The sequence below is a fragment of the Variovorax sp. J31P179 genome (assembly GCF_030316985.1).
In the GTDB taxonomy this organism is placed as follows: Bacteria; Pseudomonadota; Gammaproteobacteria; order Burkholderiales; family Burkholderiaceae_C; genus Variovorax; species Variovorax ginsengisoli_B.
On the sequence record NZ_JASZYL010000010.1, the window covers coordinates 1 to 12,591 of the forward strand.

Annotated in this window: 11 protein-coding genes and 1 tRNA gene; 8 read left to right on the forward strand and 4 right to left on the reverse strand. The window is 68.5% G+C overall.

Translation table 11 applies throughout. The annotated features are described in order from the left end of the window. Positions 1-224: 224 nt before the first annotated feature. A complete protein-coding gene (gene shkS / locus QTI17_RS23890) occupies positions 225-1,661 on the reverse strand; it encodes a surface-behavior sensor histidine kinase ShkS (RefSeq protein ID WP_286536122.1) in 1,437 nt (478 codons plus the stop codon). 208 nt (positions 1,662-1,869) lie between these two features. Further along, positions 1,870-5,460: an indolepyruvate ferredoxin oxidoreductase family protein gene (locus QTI17_RS23895; RefSeq protein ID WP_286536124.1), complete on the reverse strand. Its 3,591-nt coding sequence runs from the start codon at positions 5,458-5,460 to the stop codon at positions 1,870-1,872. 94 nt (positions 5,461-5,554) lie between these two features. Between QTI17_RS23895 and QTI17_RS23900 the strand changes: the two genes are divergently transcribed. From QTI17_RS23900 to QTI17_RS23930, 7 genes are all read left to right on the forward strand, one after another. After that, positions 5,555-6,073 (forward strand): Lrp/AsnC family transcriptional regulator, encoded by a 519-nt coding sequence (locus tag QTI17_RS23900; RefSeq protein ID WP_286536125.1) that lies wholly within the window; start codon positions 5,555-5,557, stop codon positions 6,071-6,073. 79 nt (positions 6,074-6,152) lie between these two features. After that, positions 6,153-6,830: a redoxin domain-containing protein gene (locus QTI17_RS23905; RefSeq protein WP_286536126.1), complete on the forward strand. Its 678-nt coding sequence runs from the start codon at positions 6,153-6,155 to the stop codon at positions 6,828-6,830. A 109-nt stretch (positions 6,831-6,939) separates the two neighbouring features. Continuing rightward, the gene (locus QTI17_RS23910) at positions 6,940-8,310 is read left to right on the forward strand and encodes a metal-dependent hydrolase family protein (protein ID WP_286536128.1); all 1,371 of its coding nucleotides are present in this window, start codon (positions 6,940-6,942) and stop codon (positions 8,308-8,310) included. 2 nt (positions 8,311-8,312) lie between these two features. Continuing rightward, positions 8,313-8,732, forward strand: a complete 420-nt coding sequence (locus QTI17_RS23915; protein WP_286536129.1) for a hypothetical protein — start codon at positions 8,313-8,315, stop codon at positions 8,730-8,732. Positions 8,733-8,746: 14 nt separating this feature from the next. Beyond that, positions 8,747-9,700, forward strand: a complete 954-nt coding sequence (pip, locus tag QTI17_RS23920; protein WP_286536130.1) for a prolyl aminopeptidase — start codon at positions 8,747-8,749, stop codon at positions 9,698-9,700. 142 nt (positions 9,701-9,842) lie between these two features. Next, positions 9,843-10,130 (forward strand): BrnT family toxin, encoded by a 288-nt coding sequence (locus tag QTI17_RS23925; protein WP_286536131.1) that lies wholly within the window; start codon positions 9,843-9,845, stop codon positions 10,128-10,130. Then, positions 10,114-10,461: a BrnA antitoxin family protein gene (locus QTI17_RS23930; protein WP_286536133.1), complete on the forward strand. Its 348-nt coding sequence runs from the start codon at positions 10,114-10,116 to the stop codon at positions 10,459-10,461. The genes QTI17_RS23925 and QTI17_RS23930 overlap by 17 nt, the downstream gene beginning before the upstream one ends. A gap of 110 nt (positions 10,462-10,571) precedes the next feature. Here the strand turns inward: QTI17_RS23930 and QTI17_RS23935 are convergent. Together QTI17_RS23935 and serS are read right to left on the reverse strand one after the other, a co-directional pair. Then, positions 10,572-10,661 (reverse strand) — tRNA-Ser (locus QTI17_RS23935). A 47-nt stretch (positions 10,662-10,708) separates the two neighbouring features. Continuing rightward, a complete protein-coding gene (serS, locus tag QTI17_RS23940) occupies positions 10,709-12,040 on the reverse strand; it encodes a serine--tRNA ligase (RefSeq protein ID WP_286536134.1) in 1,332 nt (443 codons plus the stop codon). 52 nt (positions 12,041-12,092) lie between these two features. On the opposite strand from serS, the gene QTI17_RS23945 reads away from it, so the two are divergent. Further along, positions 12,093-12,509 carry a VOC family protein gene (locus tag QTI17_RS23945; protein ID WP_286536136.1) on the forward strand — a complete coding sequence of 139 codons (417 nt, stop codon included), beginning with the start codon at positions 12,093-12,095 and terminating at the stop codon, positions 12,507-12,509. Positions 12,510-12,591 lie beyond the last annotated feature (82 nt).

Genomic DNA, 12,591 nt, shown 5'->3' on the forward strand with positions numbered 1-12,591 from the left:
GTGTGTCGCTGCCCCCCGAGGGGGCGCAGGCCGCCTTGGGGCGGCCCGGCGTCGGCCTAACCCAGCCCCCACGCTCCTCACTGCGTGTGTCGCTGCCCCCCGAGGGGGCGCAGGCCGCCTTGGGGCGGCCCGGCGTCGGCCTAACCCAGCCCCCACGCTCCTCACTGCGTGTGTCGCTGCCCCCCGAGGGGGCGCGGGCCGCCTTGGGGCGGCCCGGCGTCGGCCTAACCCACCGCGCCCGAGATCCGGGTCTGGGCCTGGGTCTCGTCGGCGTCATGCAGGGCGACGCGGAACACGCTGCCGCGCCCCAGCCGCGAACGCACACTGACCGGATGGCCGAGCGCGTGCGACAGCCGCGCCACGATCGCCAGCCCGAGGCCGAAGCCGTCCGAGGTGCCGGCATGGTCGGCCACCTTGTAGAACTCCAGGAAGACATCGCGCAGGTGCTCGCGCGCGATGCCGATGCCGGTGTCCCACACCTCCACCCGCAGGCCGTCGCGGGTCTGCCTCGACGCCAGCAGGATGCCGCCCTCGGCGGTGTACTTGGTGGCATTGGCCAGCAGGTTGCCGATCATCCGGCGCACGCGGATCGGATCGGTCAGAACTGTGCCGGGCGTCACGTGCATCCGGAAGGTCAGGCCCTTGGCCTCGGCCACCGGCCGGTACTGCAGTTCCAGGTCGTGCAGCAGCTGGGCCACGTCGACCCGCTCGATGTGCAGCCGCACCTGGCCCGAGTCGATGCGCGCCAGGTCGAACAGCGAATCGAACAGCGCATTCACTGCGTGCGTCGCTCGCACGATCTTGGGCGCGATGTCGGCCACCAGCTCGGGCTCGTTGCGCAGCCAGTCGGCGTACAGCGACAGCGCCAGCACGGGCTGCCGCATGTCGTGGGCGGCGCTGGCGAGGAAGCGATTCTTCATGGCCACCGCCGAGACCGCCGCCTGCCGCTGCTGAGTCAGCGAATTGATCAGGATGTGGTTGTGGAACAGCAGCTCGAAGCTGTTGCGCGCGGTCTCGTGGATGCGCCGGCCGGCCCGCAGCAGCAGCCACCAGTGCAGCACCGGCAGCATCAGGAAGCCGTAGTGGAAATGCGGCCGCTCGAACTTGAGCTCGATCATGCGCAGGATGATCGCCGCCAGCATCGTGAAGAACAGGGTGTTGACGTAGCGCCTGAGCAGCGGCGGGTGCAGCGCCAGCCCGTTGAGCGGGAAGGTGGCGACGCCGGCGACGATCAGCCAGCTCATGAACTGGTTCACCAGAGGCGTGCGCTCGAAGAAGATCAGGATCGACAGGCCCCAGGCGAAGCCGCTGGCGCTCCAGAGATAGCGGTAGCGCTCGACGAAATACTGCTGCGCCGCCGAGTCGCGATCGGCGTAGTGGCGGGCATAGAGCTGCTCGCCCCAGATCCGGCAGCCGGTGGCGACGATGCCGATGACCAGCCAGACGATCAGTTGCCAGGCCGGCACATGGCCCCAGCTCAGGCCCACCATCGCCGGCATCAGCGCCGCCGCCAGCAGGTAGGAGCCGCGCGAGGCCCGCATCAGGCTGCGGATCAATTCGCCGCGCACCCACGGTTCCGCCTCGTCGGCGGAAGCCGGTGCCGGTGTGAGGCTGGCGAACGAGGAGTTGCCAAGCCCCGCGAACGACGAATTACCGATCATGGCTATCACGCCCTTGTCATCCAGGCCAAAAAAAAAGGCCCCTCGCGAGGGGGCCCTGCATGCGGCACATGGGAGCGTGCCGCCTCGTGCCACACACCCCGGGGTGCGCCAGGCGCTAGCGCTTGATCTTAATTGGCCGGCAGCGTGTCACCGGCCAAAACATGGCCTTGTTCGTCGCGTTCGCACAACGCACCCGCCATGAAATTGCTCACTGGGCGACCACCGCGATGCCCCGGATCTGCCCCGCCTTCGCCTCGACCGCGGGACGCGGATAGCGTTCGGGCGCGAAGCGGTGCAGCAGCTCGGCCTCGCGGCCGCGCGCCAGGGCGAGGTTGGCCAGCTTCACGTGGCCGTAGCCGCGGATCGCCAGCGGCACGGCCGCGATCTGCGCCGCCAGCCGCTGGTTGGCGGTCGACAGCCCGGCCGCCAACTCGTCGAGCCGGGACTCGAAGCGCGCGATCAGCTCGCGCTCCAGGCGGCGCTCCTCGGTGTGGCCGAACAGGTCGAAGGCCGTGCCCCGCAGGGCCTTGCCGCGCGCCAGCCACTTCATCGCCGGCAGCATCCAGCCGCCGAGCCGGATCTTGACCGGCGGCTGGCCGTTCCGGGGCTTCGCGAGGAAGGGCGGTGCCATGTGGAATTCGAGCTTCAGGTCGCCCTCGAACTGTTCGGCGAGCTTCTCGCGGAAGTTGCCGTCGCTGTACAGGCGGGCCACCTCGTACTCGTCCTTGTAGCTCATCAGCTTGAGCAGGCTCTGCGCCGCATTGCGGGTGACCGGCAGCGAGGCGTCGCCGCCGGCCAGGACGGCTTCGCGCTCGCGCAGCGACAGCACCCGGGCCTCGAAGCGCCGGGCCCAGGCCTCGTTCTGGTAGCCCGCCAGATGCCGCATGCCGCGCGCCACCAGTGTGTCGAGCGATTCGTTCTCGGGCACCGCCGCGGGCGCGCCGCGGAGCGCATCGATCGCCCGCGGATCGCCGGCCGCCAGCCGGCCGAGCGAGAAGGCCATCAGATTCGACGCCACGGCGACACCGTTGAGTTCGATCGCGCGGGTCAGCGCCTCCAGGCTCAGCGGGATCAGCCCGCATTGCCAGGCATAGCCGGCGGCCAGGATGTTCGAGGCCAGCGTGTCGCCGAGAAACTCCTCGGCCAGGGTCTGGGCGTCGAAAGTCTGGATCTGGGCGCGACCGGCGACGAAGCGCATCTTCTCGAGCAGCAGCGCGGTCTTGAGGTCGGCGTCGGGGTTGCGCAGCGACTCGGCCACCGGGATCTCGTGCATGTTCGCAAGGATGCGGGTGCGGCCGTGCCGCACGGTCTGCAGCGCATCGGCCGAGGCGCCGACCACCACGTCGCAGGCCAGGATCGCATCGGCCTGCTGGGTGTCGATGCGCACCTGGTTGAGCCGCTCGGGCGTGTCGGCCAGGCGCACGAAGCTCAGCACCGCGCCGCCCTTCTGGGCGAAACCCATGAAGTCCAGCACGCTGGCCGACTTGCCTTCGAGGTGCGCGGCCATCGCGATCACCGCGCCCACCGTGACCACGCCGGTACCGCCGACGCCGGTCACCAGCAGGTCGTAGGGCGCGCTCCAGCCGTGGGCCGCGGGCCGCGGCAGCGCCGCCACGTGCTGCAGGAAGGCGTCCTTGCCGGCCGCCAGGGCGCCGCTCTTCTTGCGCAGCTTGCCGCCGCTGACGCCGACGAAGCTCGGGCAGAAGCCCTTGGCGCAGGAGTAGTCCTTGTTGCAGCTGGTCTGGTCGATCTTGCGCTTGCGGCCGAGTTCGGTCTCGTGCGGCAGCACCGCCACGCAGTTGCTCTGCACCGTGCAGTCGCCGCAGCCCTCGCACACCGCCTCGTTGATGAAGAGGCGCTTGTCCGGGTCGGCCATCTCGCCCTTCTTGCGGCGGCGGCGTTTCTCGGCGGCGCAGGTCTGCTCGTAGATCAGCACCGTGACACCCGGCACTTCGCGCAGGCGGCGCTGCACCGCGTCGAGCTCGGCGCGGTCGTGGAACTCGGTGCCGGCCGGGAACTTGCCCTTGATGGCGTCGTACTTCTCGATCGCGTCGCTCACGACGACCACCTGCTTGACGCCTTCGGACTCGACCTGGCGCGCGATCGCGTCGACGCTGATGATGCCGTCGACCGGCTGGCCGCCGGTCATCGCGACCGCGTCGTTGAAGAGGATCTTGTAGGTCAGCGTGGCCTTGGCCGCCACCGCCTGGCGGATCGCCAGGTAGCCCGAGTGGTAGTAGGTGCCGTCGCCGAGGTTCTGGAACACGTGCGGCGTGCGCGTGAACATCGAGTGCGAAACCCAGTCGACGCCCTCGCCGCCCATCTGGATCAGGCCGGCCGTGCTGCGGTCCATCCAGTTGGCCATGAAGTGGCAGCCGATGCCGGCGCGCGCGGTCGAGCCCTCGGGCACCTTGGTGCTGGTGTTGTGCGGGCAGCCGGCGCAGAAGTAAGGCACCCGCTTGACCGAGTCGCCGTCGTTGCTGAGCAGCTCGGGCGGCGTGAAGTCGCGCACGTGCTGCAGGTGGTCGCCGAATTCGGCGTGGCCCGGGAAATGGACCGCCAGCCAGTGGGCCACCAGCTCGATCAGCCGCGAAGGCCGCAGCTCGCCGAGCGCCGACACCAGCGGCCGGCCGTCGCGGTCCAGCTTGCCGATCAGGGCCGGGCGGGCCTCGGGCGGCGCGTTATAGAACAGGTCGCGCAGCTGGGTCTCGACGATCGCGCCCTTCTCCTCGACGATCAGGATCTCGTCCAGGCCCTGCGCGAAGTCCTTGATGCGCGTCTGCTCGATCGGGAAGCTCAGCCCCACCTTGTAGAGCCGCACGCCGGCGCGCGCCAGGACATCCGGCGAGATCTCGAGGCGGCGCAGCACCTCCATCAGGTCGTAGTGCGCCTTGCCGCAGGTCACGATGCCGACCTTGGCCTGCGGGCTCTCGATCACGTGGCGGTCGATGCTGTTGACGCGCGCGAAGGCCGCCACCGCCTCGAGCTTGTCGGCCAGGCGCGATTCGATGCGCAGCGACGGCAGGTCGGGCCAGCGATAGTGCAGGCCGTCGTCCGGCGCGCGGTGGCCGGTGGCGGCATGCACCGTGTCGGCATCGGCCCAGGCGGCGGCGCGGGCGTTGACGAGGTCGAGATCGACCGTGCTGCCGCTCTCGACCACCTCCGACAGCGCCGCCATCCCGACCCAGGCGCCCGAATAGCGAGACAGCGCATAGCCGTAGAGCCCGAACTCGAGGTACTCGGCCACCGAGGCCGGCTGCAGCACCGGCATGCTCCAGGCCACGAAGGCATGGTCGCTCTGGTGCGGCATCGACGACGAGACGCAGCCGTGGTCGTCGCCCGCCACCACCAGGACCCCGCCGTGCGGCGACGAGCCGTAGGCGTTGCCGTGCTTGAGCGCATCGCCGGCGCGGTCGACGCCCGGGCCCTTGCCGTACCACATCGCGAACACGCCCTCGACCGTGCGCTCGGGGTCGGATTCGACCCGCTGGGTGCCCAGCACCTGGGTGGCGGCCAGTTCCTCGTTGATCGCCGGCACGAAGCGGATGCCGGCTTCCTCGAAGCCCTTGCCGGCCTTCCAGATCGCCTGGTCGACCATGCCCAGCGGCGAGCCGCGGTAGCCGCTGATGAAGCCCTGGGTGCCGAGGCCGCGGGCCGCGTCGCGCTGGCGCTGCATCAGCAGGATGCGGATCAGCGCCTGGGTGCCGGTCAGGAAGACGGCGCCCGATGTCGCCCACAGGCTGTCGCTCAGCTTGTAGTCGGCGCGCAGGACGTTCGGATCGTGGGGAAGGCTTTTCATATGGCCGAAATTGTTCCATCGCGCGGCGAGTAAGTGCTTCTTCAATACACTATGGAATCCCCCTGATTGGAGGATGAAATACTCCAAATACGCCATGAATGTCGATTCCATTCTTCTTGACGCCCACAGCCTGAAGATCCTTTTCGAGCTGCAGCGCGATGCGCGGCAGACCGTGCAGCAGATCTCGGAGGCCGTCGGGCTCTCGCCGACACCGTGCTGGAAGCGCATCAAGGACATGGAGGCGGCCGGCGTGATCCGCGGCTACACCGCCTTGATCGACCGCGAGAAGGTCGGCCTGCACGTGGCGGCGGTGGCCGAAGTCAACCTCGACCGCCACAGCGAATCGCAGGTGCAGAGCTTCGAGGACGCGGTCGCCGCCAGCCCGCAGATCACCAGCTGCGTGTCGGCCACCGGTCCGGCGGACTACATCCTGACGGTGCTGGTGCAGGACATGAAGCACTACGAGCGCTTCCTGCACGAGACCCTGTTCAGCCTGCCGGGCGTGACGCATGTGCGCTCGAGCATCGTGCTGCGGCAGGTGAAGTCGGAGATGGCCTTGCCGATCGAGCAGGCGGTGCAGCCGGCCGCGCCGGCGCGCGGGCGGCGGCGCTGAGGGGCGCGTTGTGCCGGCCCGCGACAAGTGATACGGTCCGATTCCCGTCTGCTGCTGACGCTCAGGCAAAGGAATTCCCGTGGACCAGAAACACCCCCTGCAACCGGGAGAAGCGGCGCCCGCGTTCTCGCTTCCCGCGGCCAATCACGAAGGCCGGGTGTCGCTCGCCGACCTGCGCGGCCGTCCGTTCCTGATCGGCTTCTTTCGCGGCTTGCACTGCCCGTTCTGCCGGCGCCAGGTGCTGCGGCTCGGCGAGGTCCAGCCGGCGCTGCACGCGGCCGGCATCGACACCGTGGCCGTGATCAACACGCCGGTCGAGCGCGCCAGCCTCTACTTCCGCTATCGGCCGACGCCGGTCATGCTCCTGAGCGACCCGGACTGCCTGACCCACCAGGCCTTCGGCGTGCCGCGGGCCGAGTTCCTCCCGGAGGGCAGCACCGACAGCCCCCGGTGGCCCTACCTCGCGAGCATGGCCGAGTTCGAGGCGGCGCGCATCAACCCGACCGGCGAGCTGCCGGAACCGATGAACCCGATGGCGGCCAACCCGGTACTGAATGCCAAGGACGGCTTTGCCATGACCGAAGCCGACGAGGCGATCCTGGCCAGCCACCCGACCCAGCTCGCCGGCCACTTCCTCATCGATGCAGAGGGCATCGTCAGCTGGGTGCAGATCGAGGCCATGGACGGGCCGAACAGCATCTCCCTCTTCCCGACTGCGGCGGATATCATCGCCGCCACCGGCGGCCTCCGACACTGAGTGGCGCGGTGTTCCTGGAAGCCCGATCTTGTACAGCTGCACCTCACTGACCCAAGACTCCGAGGTACGACGCGCCGTCTGCCTCTGCCATCGCCCTGAACTCCAGGCCTTGACCCGCCGCATCGACGCCGATCTGTCGCGCCGCGGCTTCGTGGCAGGCATGGCGGCTTCCGTGGCCGCGCTCGGCCTTCCGTTCCGCGTCCAGGCCCAGACGCCGGCGCCATCGAAGGTCCTGTTCACCAACGTGCGCCTGTTCGACGGCAAGTCGCCGACGCTGCGCGACGGCCTGCACCTGCTGGTCGACGGCAACCGGATCCAGTCGATCGGCGCCGGCACGCCCGCTGCGCCCGACGGGGCCCAGACCATCGATGCACGCGGCCGCGTCCTGATGCCGGGGCTGATCGACGCCCACTGGCATTCCCTCTTCGCCGCCCTGCCACTGCCGGTGCTCCTGCAGGGCAATATCGGCTACATCCACATGGCCGCCGCCGCCGAAGCCCAGCGCACGCTGATGCGGGGCTTCACGACCGTGCGCGATCTCGGCGGCCCGGCCTTCGCCTTCAAGCAGGCGATCGACGAAGGGCTGACGCCAGGGCCGCGCATCTATCCCTGCGGCGCCATGATCACCGGCAGCGGCGGCCACGGCGACTTGCGCGGCTTGTCCGACCTCCCACGCTCGCCCGGCGTCCCGAGCGCCGTCGAGCGCACGGGCGCGGCGGCCATCGTCGACAGCCCCGACGAGATCCGCCTGCGGGTGCGCGAGCAGCTGACCCAGGGCGCTTCGCAGATCAAGCTGGTGGGCGGCGGCGGCGTCTCGTCGCCGCGCAGCCCGCTCGACCTGACCACCCTCTCCGAGGCCGAGTTGCGCGCCGCCGTCGAGGTCGCGAAAGACTGGAACACCTACGTCGCGGTGCACGCCTATGCACCCGCCACCGTGCAGCGAGCGGTCATGGCCGGCGCGCAGTGCATCGAGCATGCGCACCTGATGGACGACACCACCGCGCGGATGATGGCCGACAAGGGGGTCTGGCTGAGCACCCAGCCCTTTCTCTCCGAGGAAGACACGGGCGCGCTCACGGGCCCCAACAGGGTCGCGGCGCTCCAGGTGTTCGCGGGCACCGACAACCTCTACAAGCTGGCGAAAAAGTACAAGCTCAAGACCGCGTTCGGCTCCGACATGCTGTTCGCGCCGGCGCTCGCGAAGCGGCAGGGCACCATGCTCACGCACCTGACGCGCTGGTATTCGAACCCGCAGATCCTCTCGATGGCGACGGCCGACAACGCGCAGCTGCTCGCCCTGTCGGGCCCGCGCAATCCCTATCCGGCCAAGCTGGGCGTGCTCGAGCAGGGCGCCTACGCCGACCTGCTGCTGGTCGACGGCAATCCGCTGGACGACGTGTCGCTGCTCGCCGATCCCGATGCCAGCCTGGTGGTCATCATGAAGGACGGCAAGATCCACAAGAACCTCATCAAGGGGTGACGATGCCGCCCATCGTCATGGCGCTCATCCCGACGGTGCTGCTGCTGGTCTGGATGGGTTTTTTCATGATGGGCTCGCTGCCGCTGCTGGTGCTCAAGCACGACACGCCGCTCGACTCGCGCTTCATCCGCGGCCTCTTCAACGTCTACTACCTCGCCGTGATGCTGACGGCCGGCGCGGCGGCCCTGGGCTACGCCTGGACCGCGAAGCCTGCCTTCGCCCTGGGCATGGCCTGCATCGCCACCCTGGCCTTCGCGCTGCGCCGCTGGCTCGTCATCCCGCGCATGGACCTGCTGCGCGACTCGATCCCGGCCTCCGACACCGCGATCTCCCGTTTCCGCCAGCTTCACATCGTCGGCATGATGCTCAACGTGGCGGAGCTGGCCACCGTGGCCTGGGCCCTGACGCGGCTGGGGCTTTGACCCACCCCTGAACCATGACCGACCTGCTTTCGCTCTATCCGCCGATCGAGCCCTACGAGACCGGCATGCTCGATGTCGGCGATGGCCACCGCATCCACTACGAACGGGTCGGCACGCCGGGCGGCAAGCCGGCCGTCTTCCTGCATGGCGGCCCGGGCGGAGGCATCTCGGCCGACCATCGCCGGCTGTTCGACCCATCGCGCTACGACCTGCTGCTGTTCGACCAGCGCGGCTGCGGCCGTTCGACGCCCCATGCCGGGCTCGAGGCCAACACCACCTGGCACCTGGTCGCCGACATCGAGCGCCTGCGCCAACGCGTGGGCGTTTCGCAGTGGCTGGTGTTCGGCGGCTCGTGGGGGTCGACCCTGGCCCTGGCCTATGCGCAGAAGCATCCCGAGCGCGTCAACGCGCTGGTGCTGCGCGGCATCTACACCGTGACCCGGGCGGAACTCGCCTGGTACTACCAGTTCGGCGTGTCGGAGATGTTCCCGGCGCAGTGGGAGTGCTTCCAGGCGCCGGTGGCCGAGGCCGAGCGCGGCGACATGATCGGTGCCTACCGCCGGCTCCTTACCGGCGACGACCCGGCGCGCCAGCTCGAGGCGGCCAGGGCGTGGAGCCTCTGGGAAGGCCAGACCATCACGCTGCTGCCCGATCCCTCGATCGCGGCGGCCCACAGCGACGGCCATTTCGCGCTCGCCTTCGCCCGCATCGAGAACCACTATTTCTCGCACGGCGCCTGGCTCGACGACGGCCAGCTGCTGCGCGACGCCGATCGGCTGCACGGCATCCCCGGCGTGATCGTGCATGGGCGCTACGACATGCCCTGCCCGGCCCGCTACGCGCATGCGCTGCACAAGGCATGGCCGGAATCCGAGTTCCACCTGATCGAAGGCGCCGGCCATGCCTGGTCGGAGCCGGGCATCCTGGACCAGCTGATACGGGCGACCGATCGCTTCGCCAAAGACTGAACCGGCCGAGGCTGCCTGTTTTGGAGGCATCGTGTCGGAAGCCAAGCCTGGAGCCCTTCCCCGGAGTTACCCCTGACGTTGTCCACAAGGCTGTCCACGGGGGCGGTGGAGAACAGGCCCGGGCGCACTCTTTTTTTCGTACGTGCAAAATAATCCTTTCACTTGCTACGCCTTCGACCCCACCAAGCTCGCTGCCAACGTGGCAAAGCACGGCGTCTGGTTCTCGGCGGCTGACGAGTTCGAATGGGAATCGGCGCTGGTGGTGGTGGACTCGCGCAAGAGCTACGGCGAGCCCCGTCTTCGGGCGCTCGGCCTGATCGGCGAGCGCGTACATGCCATGGTGTTCAGCCTGCGCAACACCAGCGTTCGGATCATCAGCCTGCGCAGGGCGAACAAGCGAGAGGTGCGGATGTATGAAGACCAAAGCTAAGGCGGATCGAAAGATCCGCGTACCGACCGATGCAGATGATGCAGCGATCAATGCCGGCATCGCGGCGGACGACGAGAACCCCGAATGGACCAAGGAAGATTTCGCGAAGGCGAAGTCCGCGGTCGAGGTGCTGGGCACCGAAGTCGCTGGCAAGTTGGCAGCGATGAAGCGCCCGCGAGGACGGCCGGCCGGCAGCATCAAAGAGAACGCGAAGGTGCCGGTCACCATGCGCGTTGATCCAGACGTTCTCGAAGCGATGCGGGAGACCGGCACGGGCTGGCAGACGCGCGTCAACGACGTGCTGCGGCGCGAGTTCATTCGGCGCAGGTAGGTCACTGCTGTCAAACGCGATCCAAACCGTCATGACGCAAAAAAGCCCCGGCTGGCGGGGCTTTTATGGGCTTTTTCGATGCACCGCGAGGCGCGTCAGGAAGCCAGTCCTGGAGGAGAGGGAGGGATTCGAACCCTCGGTACTATCGCTAGTACGCCTGATTTCGAGTCAGGTACATTCGACCACTCTGCCACCTCTCCGGTGTCTGTCGAGCCAACGATTATAGCAGCACTTTCTGGCCGATTTTTCAGCCTCGCAGCACTTCGAGGCCGCCCAGGTACGGCCGCAGCGCCGCCGGCACCCTGATCGAGCCATCCTCGTTCTGGTGGTTCTCGAGCACCGCGACCAGTGCCCGGCCCACCGCCAGGCCCGAACCGTTGAGCGTGTGCACCAGTTCGTTCTTGCCCTGCGCATTCTTGAAGCGGGCCTGCAGCCGGCGCGCCTGGAAGGCCTCGCAGTTCGACACCGAGCTGATCTCGCGGTACGTGTCCTGCGCCGGCAGCCAGACCTCGAGGTCGTAGGTCTTGCTGGAACCGAAGCCCATGTCGCCGCTGCACAGCAGCACCACCCGGTACGGCAGCTCCAACGCCTTCAGCACCGCCTCGGCGTGGCCGGTCATGGCCTCGAGCGCCTCGTAGCTCTTCTCGGGATGCGTGACCTGCACCATCTCGACCTTGTCGAACTGGTGCTGGCGGATCATGCCGCGCGTGTCGCGCCCGGCGCTGCCCGCTTCCGAGCGAAAGCAGGGCGTGTGGGCGGTGAGCCGGATCGGCAGCTGCGCCTCGGCCACGACTTCGTCGCGCACGAAGTTGGTCAGCGGCACTTCGCTGGTCGGGATCAGGTAGAGCGCCGAATGGTCGGGTGCGGGCTCGCCGTCTTGCCCGCCCTTCTTGGCGGCGAACAGGTCACCTTCGAACTTGGGCAGCTGGCCGGTGCCGCGCATCGAATCGGCATTGACGACGTAGGGCACGTAGCACTCGGTGTAGCCGTGCTGCTCGGTCTGCAGGTCGATCATGAACTGCGCGAGTGCCCGATGCAGCCGCGCGATCGGGCCTTTCATCACCGTGAAGCGCGAGCCCGAGAGCTTGGCGCCCATCTCGAAATCGAGGCCCAGCGGGGCGCCGAGATCGACGTGGTCCCTGGCGGCGAATCCGAGCGGCGTCGCCGAGCCGCCGTCGCCGCCCTGCGGGCTCCAGCGCCGCACCTCGACATTGGCATGCTCGTCCTCGCCGACCGGCACGCTGGCGTGCGGCAGGTTCGGCACCGCCAGCAGCAGCGCCTGCAATTCAGGCTGGATCGCATCGAGGCGCACCAGCGAGGACTCCTGCTCGGCCTTCAGCGCGTTGACCTCGGCCATCAGCGCGTCGACCGGCTCGCCCTTGGCCTTCAGGGGCCCGATCTGCTTGTTGAGGCTGTTGCGCCGGGCCTGCAACTCCTCGGTGCGGGTCTGCAGCGTCTTGCGCTCGGCCTCGAGCGCGCTGAACTTCGCGACGTCGAGGAAGGTCTGGTTCTTCTTGCGAGTTTCGAGGCGGGCAACGACCGAGGGGAGGTCCTTGCGTAACAGTGTGATATCGAGCATGGACGTGATTTTAGGTGCGCGTAGCATCCCACCCATTCCCCAAGGAGTTGCGATGCAAGCCTACCTGACCTTCAACGGCAACGCGGCCGAGGCGCTCGCGTTCTACGCCCAGGCCCTGAGCGGAAAGATCCTCTTCAGCATGACCTTCGGCGAAAGCCCGATGGGCGCCGAGACGCCGGCCGACTACAAGGGCAAGATCATGCACGCCACGCTCGAGGCGCGCGGCCACCAGCTGATGGCGTCCGACGCCCCGCCCGGCTATCCGTTCAAGGGCTACCACGGCTTCTCGCTGTCAGTGCAGGCCAAGGACGTGAAGGAAGGCGAAAAGCTCTTCAACGCCCTCGGCGCCGGCGGCAAGGTGACGATGCCCTACGCGCCCACCTTCTGGTCGACCGGCTTCGGCATGCTCGAAGACAAGTTCGGCGTGCCCTGGATGGTCAACACCGAGCAGGAGCCCGCGAAGGCCTGAGAGTCCCCCGCGTCGCGTGCGATCCACGGTGCACGGAAACACCGGCCGGCGAAGCCTCGCCCCTTCGTGAAACACCGCGGAA